The 26,615-nt window shown below is 43.9% G+C and carries 21 protein-coding genes, 1 other RNA gene and 1 pseudogene; 11 read left to right on the forward strand and 12 right to left on the reverse strand.

The window, feature by feature from the left end; translation table 11 throughout:
- The 4 genes and pseudogenes from C5471_RS24270 to zapG all read right to left on the reverse strand — a co-directional run.
- The coding region (locus tag C5471_RS24270; RefSeq protein ID WP_166295733.1) for an IS110 family transposase at positions 1 to 95 on the reverse strand (95 nt) is incomplete at its 3' end.
- A 487-nt stretch (positions 96 to 582) separates the two neighbouring features.
- Positions 583 to 1,488: pseudogene (locus C5471_RS06780) on the reverse strand (filamentous hemagglutinin N-terminal domain-containing protein); the annotation flags it as partial.
- Positions 1,489 to 1,949: 461 nt separating this feature from the next.
- Positions 1,950 to 3,326: a serine endoprotease DegQ gene (gene degQ / locus C5471_RS06785; protein ID WP_133815557.1), complete on the reverse strand. Its 1,377-nt coding sequence runs from the start codon at positions 3,324 to 3,326 to the stop codon at positions 1,950 to 1,952.
- A gap of 241 nt (positions 3,327 to 3,567) precedes the next feature.
- Complete coding sequence (gene zapG / locus C5471_RS06790) at positions 3,568 to 3,972, reverse strand: Z-ring associated protein ZapG (protein ID WP_133815556.1); 405 nt, start codon at positions 3,970 to 3,972, stop codon at positions 3,568 to 3,570.
- Positions 3,973 to 4,192: 220 nt separating this feature from the next.
- Here zapG and zapE point away from each other — a divergent pair, with 220 nt between their 5' ends.
- From zapE to sspB, 5 genes are all read left to right on the forward strand, one after another.
- Positions 4,193 to 5,323 (forward strand): cell division protein ZapE, encoded by a 1,131-nt coding sequence (gene zapE / locus C5471_RS06795; RefSeq protein WP_133815555.1) that lies wholly within the window; start codon positions 4,193 to 4,195, stop codon positions 5,321 to 5,323.
- A 254-nt stretch (positions 5,324 to 5,577) separates the two neighbouring features.
- A complete protein-coding gene (rplM, locus tag C5471_RS06800; RefSeq protein WP_112878885.1) occupies positions 5,578 to 6,006 on the forward strand; it encodes a 50S ribosomal protein L13 in 429 nt (142 codons plus the stop codon).
- A 15-nt stretch (positions 6,007 to 6,021) separates the two neighbouring features.
- The gene (gene rpsI / locus C5471_RS06805) at positions 6,022 to 6,414 is read left to right on the forward strand and encodes a 30S ribosomal protein S9 (RefSeq protein WP_021323578.1); all 393 of its coding nucleotides are present in this window, start codon (positions 6,022 to 6,024) and stop codon (positions 6,412 to 6,414) included.
- A gap of 290 nt (positions 6,415 to 6,704) precedes the next feature.
- A complete protein-coding gene (gene sspA / locus C5471_RS06810) occupies positions 6,705 to 7,346 on the forward strand; it encodes a stringent starvation protein SspA (protein WP_133815554.1) in 642 nt (213 codons plus the stop codon).
- 3 nt (positions 7,347 to 7,349) lie between these two features.
- Positions 7,350 to 7,859: a ClpXP protease specificity-enhancing factor gene (gene sspB, locus C5471_RS06815; RefSeq protein WP_133815553.1), complete on the forward strand. Its 510-nt coding sequence runs from the start codon at positions 7,350 to 7,352 to the stop codon at positions 7,857 to 7,859.
- A 56-nt stretch (positions 7,860 to 7,915) separates the two neighbouring features.
- Here the strand turns inward: sspB and C5471_RS06820 are convergent, their stop codons facing one another.
- The 3 genes from C5471_RS06820 to gltB form a co-directional block, all read right to left on the reverse strand.
- The gene (locus C5471_RS06820; protein ID WP_133815552.1) at positions 7,916 to 8,428 is read right to left on the reverse strand and encodes a hypothetical protein; all 513 of its coding nucleotides are present in this window, start codon (positions 8,426 to 8,428) and stop codon (positions 7,916 to 7,918) included.
- Positions 8,429 to 8,655: 227 nt separating this feature from the next.
- Positions 8,656 to 10,074 (reverse strand): glutamate synthase small subunit, encoded by a 1,419-nt coding sequence (locus tag C5471_RS06825; RefSeq protein ID WP_133815551.1) that lies wholly within the window; start codon positions 10,072 to 10,074, stop codon positions 8,656 to 8,658.
- Positions 10,075 to 10,083: 9 nt separating this feature from the next.
- The gene (gltB, locus tag C5471_RS06830; protein ID WP_166295736.1) at positions 10,084 to 14,541 is read right to left on the reverse strand and encodes a glutamate synthase large subunit; all 4,458 of its coding nucleotides are present in this window, start codon (positions 14,539 to 14,541) and stop codon (positions 10,084 to 10,086) included.
- Positions 14,542 to 15,286: 745 nt separating this feature from the next.
- Here gltB and arcB point away from each other — a divergent pair.
- From arcB to mtgA, 3 genes are all read left to right on the forward strand, one after another.
- The gene (gene arcB, locus C5471_RS06835; protein WP_133815550.1) at positions 15,287 to 17,629 is read left to right on the forward strand and encodes an aerobic respiration two-component sensor histidine kinase ArcB; all 2,343 of its coding nucleotides are present in this window, start codon (positions 15,287 to 15,289) and stop codon (positions 17,627 to 17,629) included.
- A gap of 236 nt (positions 17,630 to 17,865) precedes the next feature.
- Positions 17,866 to 18,519, forward strand: coding sequence for an isoprenoid biosynthesis glyoxalase ElbB (elbB, locus tag C5471_RS06840; RefSeq protein WP_133815549.1), 654 nt, complete (start codon positions 17,866 to 17,868; stop codon positions 18,517 to 18,519).
- A gap of 4 nt (positions 18,520 to 18,523) precedes the next feature.
- Entirely contained in the window at positions 18,524 to 19,249 is a 726-nt protein-coding gene (gene mtgA, locus C5471_RS06845; RefSeq protein ID WP_133815548.1) for a monofunctional biosynthetic peptidoglycan transglycosylase, read from the forward strand.
- Between the two features lie 98 nt (positions 19,250 to 19,347).
- On the opposite strand, the gene dolP is transcribed toward mtgA, so the two are convergent.
- Genes dolP through C5471_RS06865 form a run of 4 tightly spaced genes read right to left on the reverse strand, consistent with a single transcriptional unit; the run spans position 19,348 to position 22,732 of the window.
- On the reverse strand, positions 19,348 to 19,923 hold the full coding sequence (gene dolP / locus C5471_RS06850; RefSeq protein WP_133815547.1) for a division/outer membrane stress-associated lipid-binding lipoprotein: 576 nt from the start codon (positions 19,921 to 19,923) through the stop codon (positions 19,348 to 19,350).
- Positions 19,924 to 19,933: 10 nt separating this feature from the next.
- A complete protein-coding gene (gene diaA / locus C5471_RS06855; RefSeq protein ID WP_036842149.1) occupies positions 19,934 to 20,524 on the reverse strand; it encodes a DnaA initiator-associating protein DiaA in 591 nt (196 codons plus the stop codon).
- A 24-nt stretch (positions 20,525 to 20,548) separates the two neighbouring features.
- Positions 20,549 to 20,929 carry a YraN family protein gene (locus C5471_RS06860; protein ID WP_036842150.1) on the reverse strand — a complete coding sequence of 127 codons (381 nt, stop codon included), beginning with the start codon at positions 20,927 to 20,929 and terminating at the stop codon, positions 20,549 to 20,551.
- A gap of 60 nt (positions 20,930 to 20,989) precedes the next feature.
- Positions 20,990 to 22,732, reverse strand: coding sequence for a penicillin-binding protein activator (locus tag C5471_RS06865; protein ID WP_133815546.1), 1,743 nt, complete (start codon positions 22,730 to 22,732; stop codon positions 20,990 to 20,992).
- Positions 22,733 to 22,795: 63 nt separating this feature from the next.
- Here C5471_RS06865 and rsmI point away from each other — a divergent pair, with 63 nt between their 5' ends.
- Positions 22,796 to 23,662 (forward strand): 16S rRNA (cytidine(1402)-2'-O)-methyltransferase, encoded by an 867-nt coding sequence (gene rsmI, locus C5471_RS06870; protein WP_133815545.1) that lies wholly within the window; start codon positions 22,796 to 22,798, stop codon positions 23,660 to 23,662.
- Positions 23,663 to 23,739: 77 nt separating this feature from the next.
- Positions 23,740 to 24,115: RNase P RNA component class A (gene rnpB, locus C5471_RS06875), an RNA gene on the forward strand.
- A 42-nt stretch (positions 24,116 to 24,157) separates the two neighbouring features.
- Here rnpB and C5471_RS06880 read toward each other — a convergent pair.
- The gene (locus tag C5471_RS06880) at positions 24,158 to 24,859 is read right to left on the reverse strand and encodes a pirin family protein (protein ID WP_133815544.1); all 702 of its coding nucleotides are present in this window, start codon (positions 24,857 to 24,859) and stop codon (positions 24,158 to 24,160) included.
- A 110-nt stretch (positions 24,860 to 24,969) separates the two neighbouring features.
- On the opposite strand from C5471_RS06880, the gene C5471_RS06885 reads away from it, so the two are divergent.
- Positions 24,970 to 25,866, forward strand: coding sequence for a LysR family transcriptional regulator (locus C5471_RS06885; protein ID WP_133815543.1), 897 nt, complete (start codon positions 24,970 to 24,972; stop codon positions 25,864 to 25,866).
- Positions 25,867 to 26,615 lie beyond the last annotated feature (749 nt).

Below are 26,615 nucleotides of genomic sequence, written 5' to 3' on the forward strand. Positions count from 1 at the left end.
TTTTTACGTAGCAGGGCTTTCCCCGAATGATCCTGACAATGGACATGAAAGGAATGCTTGCCGAGATCGATACCAATCAGTGCGATAGTGTTCATGATGATAACCGCTTAAAAAAATAAATCACACGGTTTAAAGCGAAAGACAGTTGCTCATTAGTGTGGGGCACTACATACATTGGTGTGTATGCCGTTATAGCCGAGAACTATCAACTGTACTGCCAGCTGGCCCATTAATTTTTGATGCTGAGATATCAACGTCCAAATTGCGTCTTTAGCTCACCATTCAGAACAGCCGTCCGGGGGAAGCATTTAAATGATTGCCCCACAGTTTTTTATGCTCTCCTTTAATATCACCGATAACAGGCACGAAGTCAGTACCAAAGCGGATAATCTCTCCGGCTTGCTTACACGCCTGCGGTGACTGCTGACAAAAGGCTCTCTTTTTCTCCTCGTAAGCTTTGATTGTACCCAGTCTTTCTTTTTCTGCCGCAGACAGAAGGTGTGCCAGCGAATTATAGACAATGATGGCTGTCATGGATAAATTATTTGATGACAGCAGTGCGGCATCATTAAGATTAATCTCTTTTTCCGAGATAATATTTAAGTCGGTTTTAGCATTGGTATTGCCTAATTCGATTTTACCGTTAGCGTTTAAAGTGATATCACGCTGGTCACTGGTTAACTCTTTCAAATTCACCCCAACACCATCTTCAGTAGCCACCAGCCGGATTTTATTGGCATACATGCCGCCCAGCGCTTTGGTATCAATGGCTAATTGTGGTTTAGCGCCTTCTCCGGCGAGAGAGTTAACCGTGCCGTCTTTTAAGCTGATGCGGTTGGCTCCCTGCGTCAGAGAGAGTGTGTTAGCCTGAATTTTTCCATTTAGTTCCGTTGCCCGGCTGATGATATCGACATAATCCGTCGCTTTGCCGTCCAGCCCTTTGCTACCAATGGTGATCTGGCCCTGTTTCACTTCGAGTGCTTCCAGCGCACCTTGTTTATCAAACTGGGGTTTACCGGTGGTCAGGGTGGCGCTGGCAGTATTGATAAAGCCACAGCCATCACAGGTGATACCGTTAGGGTTGGCAATCATCACGTTGGCTTTATTGCCGACAATTTCCAACTGACCTTGCAGTTCAGAGCGTCCGTTGCTGGTGACTTCGTTAATAATCAGTTCCGCCGCGTTGCCTTTGAGGTTAGGGTTGGCGTTAAGTTGCCCGGCCAGTTGTGATTGGGCCGCCTGAGTGGCGTTATTGAGTACGGCACCTTGAGTGGCAACGTTAAACTCTTGATAGGTGTTATGGGATATCCCGGCGTCATTCGGTGTGGCGATATTAACAACCGGCACATTACCCTGATTTTGTACCTGTGTTTGGCTGTTATCCGGTGTTATCCCAGCCGCCATAGCGGGATGAAGCGGATAGACGGCAGTCAGATAAATTAGAAGATAACTCGTGGCCCTGACCATCGAGTTGTTGCGTTGCTCCATCGTACTCTCTCTTTGCTTAAGTTAATTTGGCTTTGGTGATAAGACGATAATATTCCCATAGGAAATATTGATAATTTAATAGTGACTTAATTAAACTATTCTAATATGAAATTATTTGCCCGTCCGAATGGACAGTATAAAATGTGATCAGGATCGAGTTGTTTAATCCTGGCAATGGGGAATGAGGTATATTAAATGCTAGAAAATCGCGATAAGGTTGGAGGTACTCTCTTCTTACATCCAGCCCAAATTCTTTTAACTTCCGCGTTTAGGGGGAGAATTCCGCAGTTTCGTTAAAAAAACAGGAAAGCTCCCGGAATGATAATCGCCTTACAGGCTTATCATATTTTTAACATTGTTCATTTTTACTTTTTTGGCGATCGCAAACTCCTTTTGCATAAGACACAGTATTATGCTGTGTCTTATGCTGGAATGAGATCGCGTTTTTCAACCTAAACGTATTAATTTCTCAGTAATAGATAGATATTTTCGTCACCGCGAAGAATATTCAGCGCGATTACCGGAGGTTTAGAATCAATAAATTTGCGCAGTTCGTTAATGTTCTGTACCCGTTCATTATTGATCCCAACAATCAGGTCACTTTTCTGTAAACCAGACATCGCCGCAGGTGAGTTTTGCATGACACTATCGATTTTCACACCGAGAGTCCCTTTCACTTCACCATTACTGAGAGTTGCACCTTGCAGGGCAAGCGTTAGGTTTCCTGCTTTGGTGGTTTGACCTTCACTATTTTCCAGAATAACGGAAACGTCCATTGGTTTGCCTTTACGCAATAAGCCAATTTTAATTTCTTTACCTGGCACAGTCGTACCAATTTTAGCTTTCAGTTCAGCAAAGCTATTGATCTTCTTACCATCAACAGAAACCAGAATATCACCGGATTTAATGCCTGCTTTCGCTGCTGCGGATTTTGGCAATACTTCACTGACAAATGCACCGCGTTGAGCATCAATATTGAATGCCTTGGCGATATCGGCGTTCATTTCAGTACCTTTAATACCGAGAATACCGCGTTTGACTTCACCATGAGCGATAAGCTGCTCACTCAGGGTTTTTGCCATATTACTTGGAATGGCAAAGCCGATACCGATGTTACCGCCGCCTGGAGCCAGAATTGCTGTGTTGATACCAATTAATTCGCCGTTCAGGTTAACCAGTGCACCACCGGAGTTACCACGGTTTATAGAGGCATCGGTTTGGATAAAATTTTCTAACCCTTCCAGATTCAGACCGCTGCGTCCTAATGCCGAGATAATTCCCGAGGTTGCAGTTTGACCCAGACCGAACGGATTACCCACCGCGACAGCAAAATCACCAACTCGGAGCTTATCGGAATCGGCTATTGTAATTGCCGTCAAATTCTTGGCATCTTTCAGTTGCAGCAAGGCGATATCAGTTTGAGCGTCGCGACCTAACAGTTTAGCTTCATATTCACGCCCATCGTTCAATTGCACACGGATTTTATCTGCATTCTCAATAACGTGATTGTTGGTTAATATATAACCTTTGGCAGCGTCAATGATGACACCTGAGCCAAGCCCCTGAAATGGGCGGGTACTTTCACGGCCCATTGGCAGATTCGGGCCAAAGAAGAATCTGAACTCTTCCGGTATACTCTGCTCTTGTTGTACCTGAGTACCGGAAACATGTACGCTGACAACTGCCGGCAATACTTTCTCAAGCATCGGTGCAAGGCTTGGCAACTCCTGACCGGCAATAGCAGCAGGCAACGCAGCGCTACTGATAGCAGGAACGGAAGCTATGGATAACCCAATACTGATTGCTAACGCACTAAGGAATAAGTTTTTTCTTTTCATCTAATTTCGTTCTCTTGTATATCTAAACCAGAAGGCTAATAAGTTAATTCAGGCAAGGTGCCATGATTACTCTATGACTGTTAATTATTAAGTAAAGTTCATCTGACAAACAGACTTTGCACGATTTTTTACAGGGATTTACATGATTGAAGAATAAAAAGACAAAACTTTTTGTGAATAGAGAAGAGATCTTGCATTTGGAATTAATGCTGTGGCACAAAACATGCCACAGCAGAAATATTTACTGGTTTTTTTCATTAACCGGGCGGAACAGGCCGGAAGCACCATCAGAGTAATCTCTTGGTGGCATTTTAACCGGAGCCTGATCATTATCTGCTTCTGATTCAGTCAGTCGATAATTGAATGGATTTTCTTGTACTGGCATATTCGGCATCAGCTCATGGGAGCTTTTGACCATATGCTGATACAACTGACGATAATCGCGGGCCATATTATCGAGTAATTCTGCACTGTGGGCAAAATGGCCGACTAATTCTTTACGATACTCTTCCAGTTCTGATCTATTATTCTCCAGTTCAGTTTGTAAGGCTCCCTGCTGGCGCAGCTTGGTGTTACCAAAGCGCATGACCAGCGCTCCAATAACAAAACCAACTACTAATCCAATCAGTGCATACTCCCAAGTCATAGCTACTCCTTCATCAACATCGTTGTTCAGCAGAATGTTTCACTTAATTATCGTCACTATAACCGTTAATCTAGCTAGAGTGGAATATTGATCATGATTTACATATTGTTTGTAGACCTTATTCTGAACCTTATTGTAGACAATTGATCCGGTGATAAGGTCAATCTGAATCATAAAAACGATAAAAAACGGGCAATTATTTTTTAAGGATTTTTTTGTCATGCCATCATTGATTATCCCTTCGTCATTCTATCAGAAAGCCCTTTCTAAAGGGGAATACCAGCCAGATGATATCCAACGTCTTGTTGTCGCTCAATTGGATGTTATTCACTACGCCCTGATTAATACTTCTCCCGGCAATCCAGCGAAGCGAAAAAGCTTGAAAGGGTGCCTGAGTAAACTATTAGGCCAGCAGACTTCAACGACCTGTACACCTGTTCAAGGGCTCTATATGTGGGGCGGGGTTGGCAGAGGGAAAACGTGGTTAATGGATATGTTTTACCAGAGTTTGCCGGGTGAAAGAAAACTGCGTTTGCATTTTCATCGCTTTATGCTGCGGGTGCATGAAGAGTTAAAGGCGTTACAGGGGCATGAGGATCCGCTGGATATTGTGGCGGATGGTTTTAAAGCAGAAACCGATGTGCTCTGCTTTGATGAATTCTTTGTTTCTGATATTACGGATGCCATGATCCTTGGTACATTGTTGGAAGCTCTGTTTGTCAGGGGGATCACGTTGGTTGCAACATCCAATATTCCTCCTGATGAGCTCTACCGTAATGGTTTACAGCGGACTCGTTTTTTACCTGCTATTGAGCAGATTAAAAAATATTGTGACGTCATGAATGTGGATTCAGGTATTGATTACCGGCTGCGTACTTTGACACAGGCTCATCTCTATTTCACACCGCTGAATGAAAATAATGCACGGGCTATGGATCGAATATTTATCCGTTTGGCGGGTAAAAGCAGTGAGCAAGCACCGGTGTTGGAAATTAATCATCGGCAGATGCCGGCAATTCGCAGCGCCGATGGGGTATTGGCAATTGGATTTAAAGTTTTGTGTGAAGATGCCCGTAGCCAGGTGGACTACATTGTTTTATCAAAACTTTATCACACCGTTTTGTTATATCAGGTTCCGGCGATAATGCCTGGTAATGAAAATGCCGCCCGACGTTTTCTGGCGCTGGTTGATGAATTCTATGAACGTCGGGTAAAACTGATAATTAATGCTGCGGTGCCGATGGAACAGATTTATCAAGGGGTTTTGTTGACTTTCGAATACCAGCGTTGCTTGTCTCGTTTGCAGGAAATGCAAAGCGAAGAATATCTGAAATTACCTCATTTGCCTTAATCTTGAGCTTATTTCTGTATATTTCGGACTAAAGTTGATTTTAAATAATTCAAATTGGGGTCGATTTTTATTTGTGACTTCTCTATAATCTTGCGACCCCACGTTACAGCAATGTTTTTTTTCCCAAAAACTTGCATAGTGCCGGCATAGGCTATTCGAAGGGGTAGGTTTGCTGGACAAGAGTCGTGTGAACCTCAGCAGTTTTTGAACCTTGAGTGTTCACCAACGTGTAACTTATTATTGGGTAAGCTTTAATGAAAACTTTTACAGCTAAACCAGAAACCGTAAAACGCGACTGGTATGTTGTTGACGCAGATGGCAAAACTTTAGGCCGTCTTGCAACTGAAGTGGCTAGTCGTCTACGCGGCAAGCATAAAGCGGAATACACTCCGCACGTTGATACCGGTGATTACATCATCATTGTTAACGCAGAAAAAGTTGCTGTAACCGGTAACAAGCGTTCTGATAAAATCTATTATCACCACACTGGTCACATCGGTGGTATCAAGCAAGCGACCTTTGAAGAGATGATTGCCCGCCGTCCTGAGCGTGTAATTGAAATCGCGGTTAAAGGCATGCTGCCAAAAGGGCCACTAGGTCGTGCGATGTACCGTAAACTGAAAGTTTACGCAGGTAGCGAGCACAACCATGCGGCACAGCAACCGCAAGTTCTGGACATTTAATCGGGATCATAGGCAATGGCTGAAAATCAATACTACGGCACTGGTCGCCGCAAAAGCTCTTCCGCACGTGTCTTTATTAAGCCAGGTAGCGGTAACATCGTCATCAACCAACGTAGCCTCGAAGTTTACTTTGGCCGCGAAACAGCACGCATGGTTGTTCGTCAGCCACTCGAGCTGGTTGATATGTTGGACAAACTGGATTTGTACATCACCGTTAAAGGTGGTGGTATCTCTGGTCAGGCAGGTGCAATCCGTCACGGTATCACCCGTGCACTGATGGCATATGACGAAACTCTGCGTTCTGATCTTCGTAAAGCTGGCTTCGTTACCCGCGATGCTCGTGAAGTTGAACGTAAGAAAGTCGGTCTGCGTAAAGCACGTCGCCGTCCACAGTTCTCCAAACGTTAATTTTTTGTCTTTATGGCAATTACTTAATGTTCAAACCCGTCTTGATGGCGGGTTTTTTACTTAATTATCCATACACTTCCCCCAAAATGTACAAAATCTGGTAAACTAGTGCCAATTTTTGCCTCATCCATTTATCTGCTTACTATCTGAACGATAGCCATTGTGTCGAGTAGCGTGTTCCGTATTCACCGTTGCGGCGCAGAAACATAAGGGGTGAGAATGAATGAGTAGGAATAGTCGTTATAGCGTGGGACTATTCATTCCTTTTTTAGATAAACTTGGAGGTTTTCATGGCTGTCGCTGCCAACAAACGTTCGGTAATGACTCTGTTTTCAGGCCCGGCCGACATTTTTAGCCATCAAGTGCGAATTGTACTGGCGGAAAAAGGTGTCAGTGTTGAAGTTGAACAGGTTGAAGCAGGTCATTTGCCACAGGACCTTATCGATCTGAACCCTTATCAGACAGTTCCGACTTTGGTTGACCGTGAGCTGACGCTGTATGACTCCCGCATCATTATGGAGTATCTTGATGAGCGTTTTCCTCATCCGCCATTAATGCCTGTATATCCGGTTGCCCGTGGCTCCAGCCGTTTGATGATGCACCGCATTGAGAAAGATTGGTATTCCCTGATGCACACTATTGAGAAAGGTAATTCTCAGGAAGCCAGTGCTGCCCGTAAACGATTAGCAGAAGAATTGCTGGCAGTGGCACCAATATTTAAAGAAATGCCATTCTTTATGAGTGAAGAATTCAGTTTGGTTGATTGCTATCTTGCCCCTTTGCTATGGCGTTTACCAGAGCTGGGTATAGAGTTACCGAGTTCTGGTACCAAAGATTTACAAATTTACATGCAGCGTGTCTTTGAACGTGATGCATTCCTGGCTTCATTAACCGAAGCTGAACGTGAAATGCGCTTGCAATCCAGGAACTGATTTATGGAGCTGTCTCAAATGTCTCCTCGTCGCCCTTATTTGTTGCGTGCTCATTATGAGTGGTTACTAGATAATAATATGACTCCATATCTGGTTGTAGACGTGACTTTACGTGGAGTAAATGTACCAATGGAATATGCCCGCGATGGGCAAATTGTGCTGAATATCGCGCCGAGAGCTGTTGGTAATCTTGAGCTAACCAATGATGAAGTACGCTTCAATGCCCGTTTTGGCGGTATGCCCCGTCAAATTAATGTACCAATGGTGGCGGTTATCGCTATTTATAGCCGTGAAAATGGGGCAGGAATGATGTTTGAGCCTGAAGCAGCTTATAAAGATGAATATCTTTTTGAGTCCACTTCCGGGCATGATAAAGCTGGCGCTTCTGCGGCAGATAACTTGGTATTAGTTACGGATACCCTCCGCAATGCGGAAGACGATAGTGGAACTTCACCCGATGATGAGCCACCAAAACCGACAAGAGGGCGTCCTGCTTTACGGGTAGTAAAGTAGTAAAATAAGCGCTAAAAAGGGGGCAACTTGCCTCCTTATTTTTTCAAATTTATTGATTAAAATTCCGCATTGTAGGCTTTCTCTAACTCCCAAAAACATTCTTCTACCCTGTTTTTAGCTTCGTAGTCTGTGATAGACCCTAAGCTCTTTCTGACTTTATTGACAAACTCTATTTTATTCTCTCTGGTCTCAAGTTCTGGTGGGATTGTACAGATATCAGCCAATGATATGTTGTTTTCTTTATCGGCAGTAATAAGGACATCAACAGGATTATTAATTAATGCCATAGAGAGTGCGTAACGTATCTCTTTGGAAAAATCCAGATGTATACTTTGAGTTAATTTAAAAGCCAGTTTTATCCAGTCACGGTCACCAGTAGTAATTTTGTGAGTGATTTCTTGTCTGGCTCCTGTTTCCCCTAATTCGGCAACGACAGAGTTGATACCTCTATTGATAATCTCTTTGTTAATATTATCGGGTGTAATGTTTCGTGACAAAGCAAGCGCCGGAAGATTAGTGCCAGTAAGCAACGCCAAAGACAATAAAATTAGAGATTTAATTAATTTCATTAATGTTTCCAAAGTTTATAGTTGAACAAGTAATAGCGCTATCTGATCCAGATAGTTGGTAAAATCCACGATAACAAGATGAAATACACTTAAATGTTAATTATGACAGCAGTAAGTACGGAATGTTCATTAAATACATTCACTCTTTATATAAAAATAGTCTAGCTAATATAAATTATCGAGATGGTAATAGGAAGGTTTGGGAGCTGGAAAGCTCCCTTCGTTTATTAGATGTTGAGGTGGTCCAGAATGCCCTGTGCAGCTTTACGCCCTTCGGCAATGGCTGTTACAACCAGATCTGAACCGCGAACGGCGTCTCCGCCAGCAAATATTTGAGGATTGCTGGTCTGGAACGGTATGTCTGAGAACTCAGGTGCAACGATGCGCCCCTGCTTATCTAGTGCTATTTTATGATCATTTAACCAGCTCATTGTGTGTGGTTTAAAACCAAATGCCATAATCACGGCATCAGCTGCGAGTAGATGTTCGGAGCCGGTGATAATTTCAGCCTGGCGGCGTCCATTCTCATCAGGTTTACCTAATTGGGTCCGTACCATTTTTATGCCACAAACTTGACCTGAACTGTTGATTTCAATGCTGAGAGGTTGCAGATTAAACAGAAATTCTACACCTTCTTCCCTGGCATTTTTCACTTCGCGGCGGGAGCCTGGCATATTAACTTCGTCACGGCGATAAGCACAGGTAACTGAAGCCGCTTTTTGGCGAATAGACGTTCTGACGCAATCCATCGCCGTATCGCCACCACCGAGAACTACAACCCGTTTACCCTGCATATCAATGAAAGGCTGTGATTGCAAGGGGGGATACCCCATCAAGCGCCGGGTATTGGCAATCAGAAATGGCAGTGCATCATAAACGCCATCAGCATCTTCGTTTGCCAGTCCCCCGCGCATTGATTGATAGGTTCCTACACCAAGAAATATGGCATCAAATTGCGCTGTCAGTTCAGATAGGGCGATATCTTTGCCTATTTCAGTATTGAGCCGGAACTCAATTCCCATCTCAGAAAAAATTTTATGCCGGCGTACCATCACCTCTTTTTCCAGTTTAAATGCAGGTATGCCAAAAGTGAGTAATCCGCCGATTTCCGGGTGGCGATCAAAAACGATGGCTTGTACGCCATTACGGGCTAATACATCAGCACAGGCTAGCCCTGCTGGGCCTGCACCAATAATCGCAACTTGTTTGCCTGTTGGCTGAACTTGTGACATATCGGGCTTCCAGCCCATAGCAATCGCTTTATCGTTAATATAGCGCTCGATATTACCAATAGTGACGGCACCAAACTCATCATTCAGGGTACAGGCACCTTCACAAAGGCGATCCTGTGGACAAACGCGTCCGCAAACTTCCGGCAGGCTGTTTGTCTGATGGGATAAATCAGCGGCTTCCATGATGCGCCCTTCATTGGCAAGTTTAAGCCAATTGGGAATGTAGTTATGGACAGGGCATTTCCATTCGCAATAAGGATTACCACAGGAAAGGCAGCGATCTGCTTGGGTTTGTGCCTGAATTGCTGAAAATGACTCATAGATTTCCACAAATTCTATTTTGCGGATCTTCAACGGTTTTTTAGGCGGATCGACGCGTTGTAAGTCGATAAACTGATAGACATTCTGGCTCATCTGGGCTCCTTATTGCGCTTGAATTCGCAACTCTGCGGAAGAACGACTGCGATGTCCCAGCAGGGCTTTAACATCACTGGATTTGGGTTTCACAAGCGCAAATTTGTTCAACCACTGTTGCCAGTTAGCAAGAATATCTTCGCCGCGCTGAGAACCGGTCAGGAGAACGTGTTCAGTGATAAGTCCTCTCAAATGTTCTTCGTGAATAGCTAAGGTCTCTACTGCCAGAACTTCTACCAGCTCTGGGTTAACCCGTTTGCGGAAATCATTATTTTCATCCAGAACATAGGCAAAACCGCCGGTCATGCCTGCACCAAAGTTTATTCCGGTACGTCCGAGAATGCAGACGATACCGCCTGTCATATATTCACAGCCATTATCTCCGATACCTTCTACAACCGTAATAGCACCTGAATTGCGAACAGCGAAGCGTTCTCCTGCACGTCCAGCGGCGTACAGCTTGCCTCCAGTTGCTCCATACAGACATGTGTTGCCAATGATGGTTGCCTGATGGCTTTTGAAGGCAGAACCGACAGGAGGGTGTATGACGATGCGGCCACCAGCCATACCTTTACCAACATAATCATTGGCATCACCGATAAGTGTCAGCTCCAGACCGCCAGCATTCCAGACACCAAAACTTTGACCGGCAGTACCAGTGAAATGAATTTTTATTGGCGCAGCTGCGACGCCCTGATCACCATATCGGGCAGCGATAAAGCCGGAAAGAGAAGCCCCGACTGAACGATCGGTATTACGGATATCAAAATAGAAAGTTTTACTTTGTTGGCTCTCAATATAACAAGAGGCATGAGCCAATAAGTTTTTATTCAATGTACCATTATCAAATGGCGGGTTATTTTCAGTGCAATATAACGTTTTGCCCTGATGGGGTTCAGCTGTTGCCAATAGCGGCTCAAGGTTTAACTTGCTCTGTTTTGCTGAAATACCTTCCAATACTTCCAGTAGTTCAGTTCGGCCTATTAAGTCAGTCAGATTTCTGACCCCTAATTCCGCCATGATCTCTCTGGTTTCATGGGCGATAAAACGGAAGTAATTCATTACCCGCTCAGGCAATCCGTGGTAATGGTCGCGGCGTAATTTCTCATCTTGCGTTGCAACACCGGTCGCACAGTTATTTAAGTGGCAGATGCGCAGATATTTGCATCCAAGGGCAACCATGGGGCCGGTGCCGAAACCGAAACTTTCAGCACCAAGAATGGCCGCTTTGATAATGTCCACGCCGGTTTTCAATCCGCCATCGACCTGTAAGCGGATCTTATGGCGCAATCCGTTGGCAACCAGAGCTTGCTGGGTTTCCACTAATCCCAATTCCCAGGGGCATCCGGCATACTTCACCGATGACAGTGGACTAGCGCCAGTACCGCCATCATAACCTGCGATAGTAATTAAATCGGCATAAGCCTTGGCAACACCTGTTGCAACAGTACCAACGCCGGGCTCTGAAACCAGTTTTACTGAGATCAGCGCATTGGGATTGATCTGTTTTAGATCGAAAATCAACTGCGCCAGATCTTCAATAGAATAAATGTCATGATGCGGTGGTGGAGAAATCAGTGTTATGCCTGGTACGGAATAACGTAGTTTTGCAATATACGGTGTGACCTTATCACCCGGTAATTGTCCGCCTTCTCCAGGTTTAGCGCCTTGGGCCACTTTAACCTGAATCACATCAGCGTTGACCAGATAAGCGGGTGTCACACCGAACCGGCCGGAAGCAACTTGCTTGATACGGGAAACTTTTTTTGTACCATAACGTGCGGGATCTTCTCCACCTTCACCGGAGTTGGAAAAGCCACCCAATGTATTCATTGCTTCAGCCAGCGCTTCGTGTGCTTCAGGGCTTAATGCTCCAATCGACATCGCGGCAGTATCAAAGCGTTTAAACAGCGCTTCGGCGGGCTCCACTTCTTCAATGGGGATAGGTTCATCTTTTGTCTTTATCGCCAGCAAATCTCGGATTGTGGTTACTGGGCGCTGATTAACCAAGCGGCTATATTTCAAATAATCGTTGTATTCGCCACTGTGAACCGCAGACTGTAGAGTGCTGATGACATCTGGGTTATAAGCATGGTATTCGCCGTTATGCACATATTTCAGGGACCCTCCCTGATCAACTGGATGGCGGGGAAGCCATGCTCGCTTGGATAAGTTTCGCAGATCCTGCTCAAAATCGCTGAAGTTAGCACCGCCAATCCGGCTGACAACACCATTGAAGCAAAGCTCAGTTAATTCAGAATGTAAGCCGACAGCTTCAAACAGTTTAGAGCAACGATAGGAGGCGATAGTCGAGATGCCCATTTTCGACATGATTTTATATAGCCCTTTATTGATGCCATTGCGGTAGTTGAGCATGACATCAGCATAGGGTTTATTAATCGTGCCATTATCGACCATTTTGGCCAGTGATTCGTAAGCCAGATAAGGATAAATCGCTGTTGCACCAAACCCCAATAGCACAGTGAAGTGATGCGGATCACGGGCACTCGCGGTTTCTACTATCAGGTTGGTATCACAGCGCAGGCTTTTTTCTACCAAACGGTGCTGAATGGCCCCGACAGCCATAGGAGCCGGTATGGGTAACTTCTCTGGCGTAATATTGCGGTCAGATAATACCAGCAATACTGCACCATCTCTGGCGAGCTGTTCAGCCTGGTCACACAATACAAACAGTGCATCTTGCAGATGAGTTTCCTGCGGGTTGAAAGTTAAGTCTAAACGTTCTGCACGATAGTGCGGACTTTGTTGGGTTGTTAATTGATGAAAATCAGAGTAGAGCAGAATAGGGGATTTGAAACTTAACCGATGTGCCTGTCCCTCAGCTTCACAAAATACATTCATCTCCCGTCCAATACAGGTAGTGAGAGACATAACATGCGCTTCACGCAGTGGATCAATTGGTGGATTAGTGACTTGAGCGAATTGCTGGCGGAAGTAGTCATAAATAATCCGTGGACGGCTGGAAAGTACAGCAAACGGCGTATCATCACCCATTGAACCTGTTGCTTCCTGTCCATTCTCTCCCAGGACCCGGATAATTTGATCCAGCTCTTCATTACTGTAAGCAAATTGTTTGTGATAGACCGCCAGTGATTGATCGTTCAGATCCCGGTGGCCGGCTTGCTCTTCCAATAACGCTTCAAATGGGATTAGGCGTTTGACGTTTTTGTCCATCCATTCTTTATAGGGATGGCGGCTTTTCAGGTCATTGTCTGTTTCTTCTGCATGAAGGATGCGGCCTTGGCGGGTATCGATCACCATGAGTTCGCCGGGGCCGACTCGTCCTTTTTCTACGACTTCATCGGGCTGATAATCCCAGATGCCGACTTCGGAAGCACAGGTGATAAGCTTATCTTTAGTAATGACATAACGTGCCGGGCGTAAGCCATTACGATCCAGATTACAGGCAGCATAGCGGCCATCTGACATGACGATACCGGCAGGACCATCCCAGGGTTCCATGTGCATAGAGTTGAAATCAAAGAAAGCGCGCAGATCCTCATCCATATCAGGATTGTTCTGCCATGCAGGCGGGACCAGCAACCGCATAGCACGGATTAAATCCATTCCGCCATTGAGAAACAGTTCCAGCATATTATCCAGCGAGCTGGAGTCTGATCCTGTTTCGTTGACAAAAGGAGCGGCAGATTGCAGATCAGGGATAAGCGGGGTTTTGAATTTGTAAGCCCTTGCCCGTGCCCATTGGCGGTTACCGGTGATGGTATTTATTTCACCATTATGAGCGAGATAGCGGAAAGGCTGTGCCAATGGCCAACGTGGGACAGTATTGGTTGAGAAACGCTGGTGGAACAGGCAGATGGCTGATTCTAATCGTAAATCAGCCAGATCAGGATAGAAACGGGGCAAATCTGTCGCCATGCATAGCCCTTTATAGATAGTCACTAGATTGGACAAACTACAAACATAAAAATCACTGTCGCTGATGCGTTTTTCTATCCGGCGGCGGGCAACGAATAAACGACGTTCTAAATCACGAGCGCGCCAGCCAGCAGGAGCATTAACAAAAATCTGTTCGATACAGGGGAGGCTGGAAAGGGCTATTTCGCCCAGAATATCCCTATTAGTTGGTACTTCACGCCAGCCAACGACTGATAGCGTTTCATTTTGCAGCTCCTGTTCGACTATTTCCCGACAGTGTTGAGCAATCTGAGGGTCCTGGCTGAGAAATAGCATACCGACCGCGTAATTGCGGGCTAAACGCCACTCTTGCTCTTGTGCGACCATTTGAAAAAAACGATCGGGTTTTTGCAGCAATAAACCGCAACCATCACCGGTTTTACCATCTGCCAGGATTGCGCCCCGATGTTGCATTCGTGCCAATGCATGGATAGCGGTACGGACTACTTTGTGGCTTGGCTCCCCTTCAATATGGGCTATCAGTCCAAAACCACAGTTATCCTTTTCTTGAGATTTGTTATATAGCATAGTGTGAACCTCCCCAGGTTCTGTCCGACTCTCACAGAAACTCACAGAAATTTGTGAGATTAATATTTTTACCGGCGTCTGAATTGCGCCCTCAATCAACCGCCACTTGTTTATTGACTATGAACAGGCGGTACTGAAATGGTATTGTGTCACTGCATAATTATGGTTCAGATGAGGATCTGACGGATGGTTTCTAGTGACTTCCCAAGTTAACGAGAAATGTAGATCAGGTCAAATATAGCCGGGATAAGATAAATACAGGCAAAAAATAGAGTTAATCGCATGATTTTTCAATAAAAAAGGTAATATGAAAGTTGTGTGATATAGATCATGTTAGGATTTTAATGTGAGTTATATCACTAATATTAGTGTGATATCTGTTTTATATATACTGTTAAATGTTTATTTGTTGGATTTAAATTCTGACAAATTAAAACTAAATAGAATTAATATATATTTTTGTTTATTTATAAGAATAAAGTTTTATCTTTTTGTGGTTATCAACAGAGTGAAAAAGAATTTTATGCTTATTTTGTCAATGAATTTGATTATTTATTCATGCTTAGATTGTGCGAAAAGACCGGCAGGGGTAAAAAGCCAGAATAATGTTTGGGAAATTATCATCAAAACTATTAAATAATACTATTGTTCTATCAGATCAACAATTCCTGTATTCCTTCAACGAAGTAGCTGGCTTTTTACGGTATGATCTGGGTTGGTCATAATTAACGGGAATCTTTATGAAATGAAGCTGCTCAGGGGCCTGGCCCAATATTATGTTGATTTAATGATGAAATTGGGGTTAGTACGCTTCTCATTACTGCTTGCATCTGCGTTAGTTGTTCTTGCTATGGGTGTGCAGATGGTCGTCACTTTTTTGCTTCAAGGAGGAGTGCAAAGTATTGATTTAGTTCGCTCAATTTTCTTTGGTTTGTTGATTACGCCCTGGGCGGTCTATTTCCTTTCGGTTGTTGTTGAACAGCTTGAAGAATCCCGCCAACGATTATCCAAATTAGTTGAAAAATTAGAAGTGATGCGTCAGCGTGATCGGGAACTTAATCAGCAATTAAAAGACAACATCATCAAGCTGAATCAGGAAATTTCAGAAAGAGAAAAAGCTGAACAGGCGCATCTGATATTGTTGGATAAACTAAAAGAAGAGATGAAGCACCGTGAACAGGCTCAGATTGAATTGGAGCAGCAATCTATATTGCTGAAATCTTTTCTCGATGCTTCTCCTGATTTGGTTTATTACCGTAATGAAGATAATGAGTTCTCGGGTTGTAACCGGGCGATGGAATTGTTGACGGGTAAAAGCCAGAAACAACTTGTCGGGTTAACGCCAAATGAGGTTTATGACAAAGAAGTTGCCCGCAAAGTGATGAAAACGGATGAAAAAGTGTTCCGCCATAATGTTGCTCTGACTTATGAACAATGGCTAGTTTATCCCGATGGTCGAAAAGCCTGTTTTGAACTGCGGAAAGTTCCTTTTTATGATCGGGTAGGAAAAAGACACGGGCTTATGGGGTTTGGGCGCGATATAACGGAGCGTAAGCGTTATCAGGACGCTTTGGAGAATGCAAGCAGGGATAAGACAACTTTTATCTCAACGATTAGTCATGAGCTTCGTACGCCTTTAAATGGCATTGTTGGTTTGAGTCGTATTCTGCTCGATACTGAACTGACCTCTGAACAAAATAAATATCTGAAAACGATTCATGTCAGTGCTATCACGCTTGGCAATATTTTCAATGACATTATTGAAATGGACAAACTTGAGCGGCGCAAAGTCCAGATTGATAATCAGCCCATTGATTTTACTGGTTTTATGTCCGATCTGGAAAACCTCTCCGGGCTGCTGGTACAGCCGAAAGGGATTAAATTTGTGATGGACCCCGAATTGCCATTACCTGCCAGGATCATGACCGATGGTACCCGCTTGCGCCAAATTCTGTGGAACTTGATTGGCAATGCAGTGAAATTTACTCAAAAAGGCGAGATTAATGTTCGAATCTGGTATGAAAAGGGTGAACGTTTGTTGTTTGAAGTCACGGATACGGGGATTGGTATTCCACTTGATGAACAAGATAAGATCTTTGCGATGTATTATCAGGTGAAAGGCAGTCATGGAGGCTGTCCGGCAACGGGGACCGGTATCGGGCTGGCTGTATCCAAACGTTTAGCTCAAAGTATGGGAGGCGATATTTTGGTGGAAAGTGAGCCGGGACGAGGTTCTCGATTTACACTATCTATCACTGCTCCTGCTATGGAAGAGAGCCTCCCATACCAGGAAGAGTCAGAAGATTACCCACTGCCGGCTTTGCATATCTTGTTGGTAGAAGATATTGAGCTGAATGTGATCGTTGCTCGTTCAGTACTGGAAAAACTGGGTAACAGCGTAGAAGTCGTGATGAATGGTAAGGATGCTCTGGAGGTGTTCAAGCCAGGGGAGTTCGATCTGGTACTGCTTGATATTCAGTTGCCTGATATGACCGGATTAGACATCTCCCGGGAATTACGTAAGCGATACGCCAAAAAGGATCTGCCCCCACTTATTGCACTGACTGCAAATGTTTTAAAGGACAAAAAAGAATATCTGGATGCAGGCATGAATGGCGTGCTGAGTAAGCCGCTGTCTGTGAATGCCTTAACTGCCATTATTGAACAATTCTGGGGAGAACAGTCTGTGCATCATATGAAGCCGGTAGAAGAGGAGTCAGGATTGATAAAAGATGAAGATTTACTTGATACAGAAATGCTTAATCAATACATCGAGCTGGTTGGACCTCAATTGATTCGCGATAGCCTAAATGTGTTTGAGAAAATGATGCCGGGATACCTGTCTGTTCTGGAGTCAAACATGACAGCTAAAGACCAGAAAGGCATCACCGAGGAAGCACATAAGATAAAAGGCGCTGCGGGGTCGGTTGGATTGCGTCATGTACAACTATTGGCTCAACAAATTCAATCGCCTGACTTACCTGCATGGTGGGACAATGTTCAGGAATGGGTTGATGAGTTAAAGCAAGAATGGAGAAACGATACGGAAACTTTAAGGGAATGGTTGGCAGGTGCTGAAAAAAAATAACCCCAACCGAGGTTGGGGTGCGCGAATACTGCGCCAACACCAGGGAAAACTTTTTACCCGCCTATCTGATGCATCTTTGTTGCGGCGAGTAAATGGGGAATTCTCCGTACGTCATACAAGTACCAACATAGCAAAGATAAGATTTTTTGTTACAAGATTCATTAAAATCTGTGATGAAGATTGGTGTTTAACCCCCTAAAGGGTTAAGCAATAATCTACGACAAATGGAGTGAGCTATGAAATCAGTTGCGGTTGTCTTAAGTGGATGTGGTGTATTCGATGGTAGTGAAATTCATGAATCAGTATTAACTATGCTTTCCTTAGATCGTTTAGGTGCTAAAGTGAGCTTTTTGGCACCGGATGAGCCACAACTTCATGTTATTAATCATATTAGCGGTGAAGAAACAGGCGGAGAACGTAACGTCTTACAGGAATCAGCCCGTATTTCAAGGGGAAAAATCAAGTCTTTGTCACAAGCAAATGCAGATGAGTTTGATGCCCTGATAATTCCTGGGGGATTTGGTGTGGCAAAGAATTTATCTGACTTTGTGGTTAAGACAGTTGATTGCGAAATAAATAAAGATTTATTAAGTTTAGTGAGAGCTATGCACAAACAACATAAACCTATGGGGTTCATGTGCTTTGCTCCGGTCATGTTGCCAAAACTACTTAATAAGCCAGTGAAACTAACTATTGGCAATGATCCTGAAACGGCTGCTCAAGTGGAGGCAATGGGAGGCATCCATATAATTTGTAAGGTAAATGATGTTGTTGTTGATTTGGAAAACAAAATTGTTACAACTCCAGCTTACATGCTTGCTGAATCTATTTCTCAGGCGGAAGTGGGAATTGATAAACTTGTCAGAAAAGTATTGGAAATGACTGAGTAACTGGATGAGAAATCCTTTGCAATTTTTATGGCGCTGGCTTAAAAAAATCGTAATCTCAGTTATTATCTTGTGGATAGTTTCCGTTGTTGCGTTTTCATTTTTGCCAGTGCCATTTTCTATGATTATGGTTGAGCGTCAAATTAACGCCTGGTTATCAGTTAATTTTTCTTATGTATGCCATTCTGACTGGGTAGGGCATGAACAAATATCGCCAAATATCGTATTGGCTGTTATTGCTGCTGAGGATCAAAAATTTCCACAGCATTGGGGATTTGACTTTGATGCTATTGAAAATGCCCTTGAGCATAATCAAAATAACTCTGGAAGGTTGAGGGGGGCTTCAACGATTTCTCAGCAAACGGCCAAAAATTTATTTTTGTGGGATGGACGTAGCTGGTTAAGAAAAGGATTGGAAGCTGGAATGACCTTTGCCATTGAATTAGCATGGTCAAAAAGCCGAATTCTGACGGTTTATCTTAATATTGTCGAATTTGGTGAGGGTATTTTTGGTGTTGAAGAGGCATCCAGACACTATTTTCATAAATCAGCCAGTAAATTGACTGCATCAGAAGCGGCTTTACTCGCTGCTGTATTGCCTAACCCGCACCGCTATAAAGTTGACGCACCTTCGGCTTATGTTTTACGGCGTCAACAATGGATTTTGCGGCAAATGCGGTTGTTGGGTGGGGTGAATTACCTTAAGAAAAACGAGTTATTGAAGAATAATTGAGGGAAGAGTGGTAAAAAGGAAAAAGCGCCCGCGCCAAAGAATGACGCGGCTTAATATATCCAGGGTAGATTTATGGTGCTATCCCCCTCAGTATTGTGTTAATTCAGATAAGTAAACGCAGTTGTTACCCGCTTAACACCGTCAGTTTCGCTGGCAATTTTCGCTGCGGCGTTACCTTCTTGTTTAGTCAGAATACCCAGCAAAAAGACCTCACCGTTTTCTGTAACGACTTTTATATTGGAAGACTTAACAGTATCACTAGCCAGAATTTTTGAGCGTACTTTAGTGGTAAGCCAGGTATCTTTAGAGGCGGTGCTTAATTGAACGGGTTTCCCTTGACGAATTTCATTGTACACAACATGAGCGCCATCAACACGCGACGCTATCTGTTTTGCGCGGTCTGAAAGGCTTGAATCCGGGCTTTGGCCTGTCAGCAAAACTTTCCCTTGATAAGCAGTGGTAATAACACGGATACGCTCTTTGATCTGCTTATCTTTGTTAAGTGCATTACTGATACGTGCTTCCAGCGTACCATCGTCAACCTGTTGACCAATAGTACGGGGATCGGTTGCGGTTTTAGTTGCTACAGCAGCAGAACCTATCACCGCTGCGCCAATACATCCTTGTAACATTACAGCGGCACAAACCGTAGCTAATAGGGAGAAAAATCGCATTATTGGCTCCTTAGTCATCCTGATGGGGAAAAAGTGTATTATCGATTAAGTCACACAGGCAGTTAACTGTCAGCATGTGAACTTCCTGAATTCGGGTGCTGCGATGAGATGGGATACGAATCTCCACATCTTGTGGCCCTAACAAGCCAGCCAGTTCACCGCCATCATAGCCGGTAAGGGCGACAATCGTCATATCGCGGGTTACAGCTGCTTCAACGGCTTTAACAATATCCCGGCTATTTCCATGAGTGGAAATAGCCAATAACACATCGCCTGGCTGACCTAATGCCCGTACCTGTTTAGCGTAAATTTCATCATGTTGTTTACTGCTTGAAATCGCGGTTATTACCACATTGTCTGCGTTAAGTGACAATGCTGGCAGACTCGGGCGTTCAGTTTCAAACCGGTTGATCATATTGGCCGCAAACCGCTGGGCTGTTGCAGCAGAGCCACCATTACCACAGCAAAGGATTTTGTTACCATTCAGCAATGACTGAACCATCATTATTGCAGCCCGAGAGATAGCATCAGGTAATGCTTCTGCGGCTGCAATCTGAGTTTGAATACTTTCTGTAAAACAGACTTTAATTCTATCCAGCACGTTTATAACCTACCCAGTATCATTTTAGCGAGCGAACTCATCTTGATTGAAAGCATTTGGCAACCACACAAATTGTTGACCAGTAATAGCACAAATATCAAAGCGACAAGAAGTGGTTTCAAAACACTCACCTCGTTGAAACAGCCATACTGCGGCAGCGTGCAATAATTTTCTACGCTTGCTGCGGGTCACGGTCGCCAGTGCATCGCCATATTGCCCTTGTTTGCGAAAACGGACTTCAATAAAAACCCAAGTTTGTTTGTCTTTCATAATCAGGTCAATTTCACCGCCATGAACTTTCACATTCGCAGCGATAAAAGTTAGCCCCTGTTTTTGCAAAAACAACTTCGCCTGTGTTTCGTAGTTGCGTCCCAGCAAATAACTTGTTGGCTTTTTTATTTTCATCCTGAAAAACGTTATTTGAATTTAATTGCCGCCTGATGACAAGCGGCAATTAATGCTTAATTAAATGGCAGTGATTTGTCCCTGACGATATTGCATCCAGGAGAGTTGCCTGAAAATCGCGCAGTTATCCTGAACAGACAGCATCCCTGAGGCACCATTGAGATGGAAATCGTTTTGAAACTGCACCTGACTGAACTGATTTGCTAATGACCAGGCATCAATACCCATAGCGTAAAGGCGCATCAAAGAGTAATCATTGGCAAATTTACCGGCTGCTTGTTGCATCAGTGGCAAGTTAGCGCCAGCGATTAATGGAATGTCGCTGAATTGCATTCCTTCCATCTCCAGACGGAAATCAGGACCGGCACCAGCTTGATTACTGCGGGAGCTTGCATAAAAGGCTGGTTTATTACGGGAACTGATTGCCATATCAATCATCGGTTTAATCAGAGTCAATTCATCTAAAGTGGAAACAATATAAACTGCGTCCACTGAGCCGCCGGCAGAAGTAGGAACGACATCTGTATTTAGCTGGGGAATTTCCAGATCACCAATAGTGGTTGATACAGGTTGATTGTTTGTTGCACTGATGGCTGTTCCGGTCAGGCGAATACCTGTGCCTTTATTAATTAACTGTTTCAGTTCGGTGGAAGAGCCAAAGGTTTGTTGCAGAACAGTATGCCCACCTTGTTTTTGCCATTCCTGTGCAAATGCCTTGGCAATCCGGTCACCAAAGGTACCCCGGGGAACGAGTATCAGAGGATTCTGTTTCTGTTGTTGCCAAATATGCTCCGCGGCATTTTTCGCTTCATCTTCTGGTGATAAAGAGAAATAACAGACATTGGGCCGGGGTTGCGCATTATCTAACTCGTTCAGCACCAGCATGTTTAATGACGTATTCATATGAACCAGTTTAACCACATTTGGTTTCAGTAATGGCCCGACAACTAAATTCACGCCGTCTTGTTCAGCCTGAATCAATAAATTTTCCAGTGGCTGGCTTGCCGTATCATAGATTTTGACCTGTTGTGTGTTAACCGGCACATTGGCTATGACGGGCATTGACTGAACGGCTGGTGTTGTTGGTTCAACGGGAATCTCTGCATTTGGCAGGGCATCGGCAGAGACCACTGCATCTGACGTATTATCGTTGATTGCTGTAGATAAATTTGCCGGATTTTCTGTTGGCAGTAGTGGGGCTGGCAAACCAGCCTGAGCATCAAGAAAACCCTGGCGGATTGCTTCGCCGAATACTTTTGCCTGACCGCTTAATGGCAGGAACAGTGCAATATGGATGTCAGTGCTTTGCGATTGGATGGCGGCTGGTTGTAGCTGGGTTGGGAGTGACTGCGCGGCTGGGTTTTGTGGATAACGAATTTTCCAGTCACGGACAGCTGCTTGTAGTTTGTCAGAGTCCTGTTTGTTATCCTGATAGGTACTGAGTAAGTCCAGCCAGCCTTGCAGAATATTTTCATCAGCGTTGATGACCAACTCACTGCGATTTTGTGGTGAAAGACGGGTCAGCGTTTGCCAGGTATCATCAATATTTTTTTGATGAGCGGCATTGTCTTTCAGAAGTGGCTCCTGAGCGATATAAGCACGGATGACATCCAGAGAAGGTTCGCCATTAGCGGCATCAATGATGGATTGATAACGGGCGATTTCTGTATTGACTTTATCCTGAGTTTGCAAAGGTTGTTGTCCCTGTTGGTCAGGTATGGAACACCCTGCGATGATCATAACTGCCAGCAGAGCTGAACAGACTAAACCAGTTTTGATACGCACAAAAATTGAGGAAAGCATACTGTATCCAGCGATGTTTTTTTCAAAGATGCTCAATTTTAAATCGGTCATTCGGATGAAACAATGAATCAACCCAATCGAGCAGTGGTTACGACATCCACGCTATATGTTGTGCCAACCCCCATTGGAAACCTGGGTGATATCACTCAGCGTGCACTTGAAGTTCTTGAGCATGTCGATCTGATTGCGGCCGAAGATACGCGACATACTGGCTTGTTGCTTCAACATTTTGCCATTAATGCGCGCATGTTCGCACTTCATGATCATAATGAACAGCAGAAAGCAGATCAATTAATTACAAAACTTCAGCAGGGGCAGAGTATTGCATTAGTCTCTGACGCGGGAACGCCACTGATTAATGATCCTGGTTATCATGTGGTTCGCCGTTGCCGTGAAGCCGGTATTCGTGTTGTTCCTCTACCTGGGCCTTGTGCGGCTATAACCGCATTGTCTGCTGCTGGTCTGCCATCAGATCGTTTCTGTTACGAAGGGTTTTTGCCAGCTAAGAGTAAAAGCCGGAAAGATACCTTACGGGCTTTGGAGCAGGAGCTGCGGACGTTAATTTTTTATGAATCCACTCATCGTCTAATCGATAGTTTAGAAGATATGGTTGATGTGTGGGGAATTGAACGTTACGTCGTTCTGGCACGAGAATTAACAAAAACCTGGGAATCAATTCAGGGGATGCCGGCAGGTGAACTTCTGGCATGGGTTAAGGAAGATGAAACTCGTCGCCGTGGTGAAATGGTATTGATCGTTGAAGGTTATAAAAAACCGGATAACGATGCTTTACCGCCAGAGGCATTAAGAACGTTGGCGCTCCTTCAGCAAGAGTTGCCGTTGAAAAAAGCGGCTGCTCTGGCGGCAGAGATCCATGGTGTGAAGAAAAATGCGCTTTATCGCCATGCTCTGGGAGAGCATGAAGAGTAACAATAATTGTTGATAAACAAGGCATATAATCAGTAAACGCCTATACATCGTTTGTTAAACCTCTTATAATCCGCTGCGGAGTTGACTAGACAGTCGCTGCTTTATCATTGTCCTTTTGGACGATAGGTAGGGGAGAGGAAAGTCCGGGCTCCACAGGGCAGGGTGCCAGATAACGTCTGGGGGGTGAAAGCCCACGACCAGTGCAACAGAGAGCAAACCGCCGATGGCCTGCTTATGCAGGATCAGGTAAGGGTGAAAGGGTGCGGTAAGAGCGCACCGCGCGGCTGGTAACAGTCCGTGGCACGGTAAACTCCACCCGGAGCAAGGCCAAATAGGGGTTCATTAGGTACGGCCCGTATCGAACCCGGGTAGGCTGCTTGAGCCAGTGCGTAAGTGCTGGCCTAGATGAATGATTGTCCACGACAGAACCCGGCTTATCGGTCAACTTCACCAATTTAGCCCCATTAGGTTAGTCCTGATGGGGCTTTTGCTTTTTCAGGCGGCCAGATCAATTAACAACCCTTGGAACTCAGTATCTGCTTTTAAAACCAGATGATTTTCTTCATGAATAAAAGCGCCATCTCCACATTTAATCAAAGCGTTATCCTTCGAATTGCCTTTTATTTTTATATTGCCGTTCAAGGATTGCAGATAAGCATTTTTTCCTTTTAATTGCAGATGGTGAGATTGGCTCTTATTAAGAGAAATATGATTTACCCACACTTGCTGGCGTAATTGCATACTGCCATCCTCTGCGGTTGGAGAGGCAAGCATAGTCAATGGTTGCTCTGGTAACGCCATCCGTTGCAACGGTAAGCTTTCCTGCTGAGGGAAGGCATTTAGCCAAAGTTGTAAGCGGGTCAGTGGCTTATTTGCACTGATATTATGTTCACTGTAGCTGATGCCTTGACGGGTAGAAAACAGTAAACATTCTCCCTTGCAGGCTCTGACATGATTGCCTTCACTGTCACGATATTCTGCTTCACCTCGCAGAATAATATTTAGTATATCCACATGTGGATAAGATTTAGGCTGGAAAGCGGCTTTTGGTGCGATAACTTCCTGATTCAGTACACGCAGAGCGCCATAACCTAAAAACTTTGGATCAAAATAGTGACCAAATGAAAATGTATAACGGGCCTGTAGCCAACCATAGTCAGCTTTTCCACATTGCTTTGCTGTTCTATTTATAATCATGATGGCGGTTACCTTCAAAAAACACACACTAACGATAGTAATTATCTGGACGGCGAAATGTTAGCCAGTTAATCTGGTCACCATATTCAAATTTCCTGATTGAGAAAAATATGAGCAAAGAACGAGCGCTTACACTGGAGTCTCTACGGGTCATGGATGCGATTGACCGGCGGGGAAGTTTTGCTGCGGCAGCCGATGAGCTTGGCCGTGTTCCTTCTGCACTTAGCTATACGATGCAAAAGTTGGAAGAGGAGCTAGATGTGGTGCTGTTTGACCGTTCGGGTCACAGAACCAAATTCACCAACGTTGGCCGTATGTTGCTTGATCGTGGACGTCAATTGCTTGAAGCTGCGGATAAATTAACCGCTGACGCAGAGGCATTAGCGCGGGGTTGGGAAACTCACCTGACAATCGTTTGTGAGGCATTGGTCCCTGCTTCTTCATTGTTCCCATTGGTGGGCAAACTTGTTCAGAAATCGAATACCCAGCTCTCTTTATTGACTGAGGTTTTGGCTGGTGCATGGGAGCGGTTGGAAACAGGTCGGGCGGATATTGTTATTGCACCGGATATGCATTTCCGTGCATCGGCAGAAGTGAATTCACGCCAGCTTTACAGCATTACCAATGTCTATGTCGCCAGCCCTGATCATCCTATTCATCAAGAACCAGAGCCTTTGTCTGATGTCACGAGGGTGAAGTACCGTGGTATTGCTGTGGCAGATACAGCAAGGGAGCGCCCGGTATTGACGGTTCAGTTGTTAGATAAGCAACAACGTTTAACGGTGAGTTCGCTGGAAGATAAACGTCGGGCTCTTTTGGCCGGGTTAGGGGTTGCCACTATGCCTTATCCTATGGTGGAACAAGATATTACGGCGGGTCGTTTGCGGGTGATTAGCTCTGAATACAGCCATGAGACAAATGTCATTATGGCATGGCGGCGAGACAGTATGGGAGAAGCTAAATCTTGGTGTTTGCGGGAAATTCCTAAATTGTTTGCTAACCGCTAAGATAGATGAAAAGCTGGAAAAATCCGTTATGATCTTCCGGCTTTATTTATTATCTCCCGTGGAGAATATCTTTGTCAGGTCAGAATTATATTTATATATCACATGTTATTTTGGTGCGCTCAATATTTCCAGAATAAATTAACCTTATATAATTGAAATGTATTCTCTTAGGTTTAATTAATTCATGAATGATGTAATCAGATAATTATTTGATTGCCATATTTTATATTTATTCGGTGAAAATAAATTACATTTATATAAGTGATGCATATATACTGAAAAATTCATTTCCATTAATAAATGGAGGGAATAAAAGATTATTATAAAACTTGGTGTTATTGTAGAGATGATTTTTGATTGGAAATAATTAACTCTATTTTGTTGGATTATTTTTGTGACTTTGTTTTTATATAAATGATTGATTTAAATCATTATTATTTTTATTTTCGGTTTTTTGGTCTACTTCATGTAATTAAATTAATGATATTGAGGAGGAAAAACTTAATATAATAATAGATATGATTTTAGGGTTATAAATTTTTTATTGTTTTTAATGTGAAATCTATTTTCCTAATTTTTATATATTTAACATAATTAGATGTTTTAGTGATTTTGGTAATGAAAAAAGATGCGGTAATTTATATTTATTGCAATGTAAAATTTTCATTACTTGATTAAATAACTTATTAAAAGTAGTAATAAACAGACTGAATATCCATTAAAACAGGTGTTATTATTCATCAGGTTAT

This window comes from Photorhabdus tasmaniensis (assembly GCF_011189505.1).
Classification (GTDB): domain Bacteria; phylum Pseudomonadota; class Gammaproteobacteria; order Enterobacterales; family Enterobacteriaceae; genus Photorhabdus; species Photorhabdus tasmaniensis.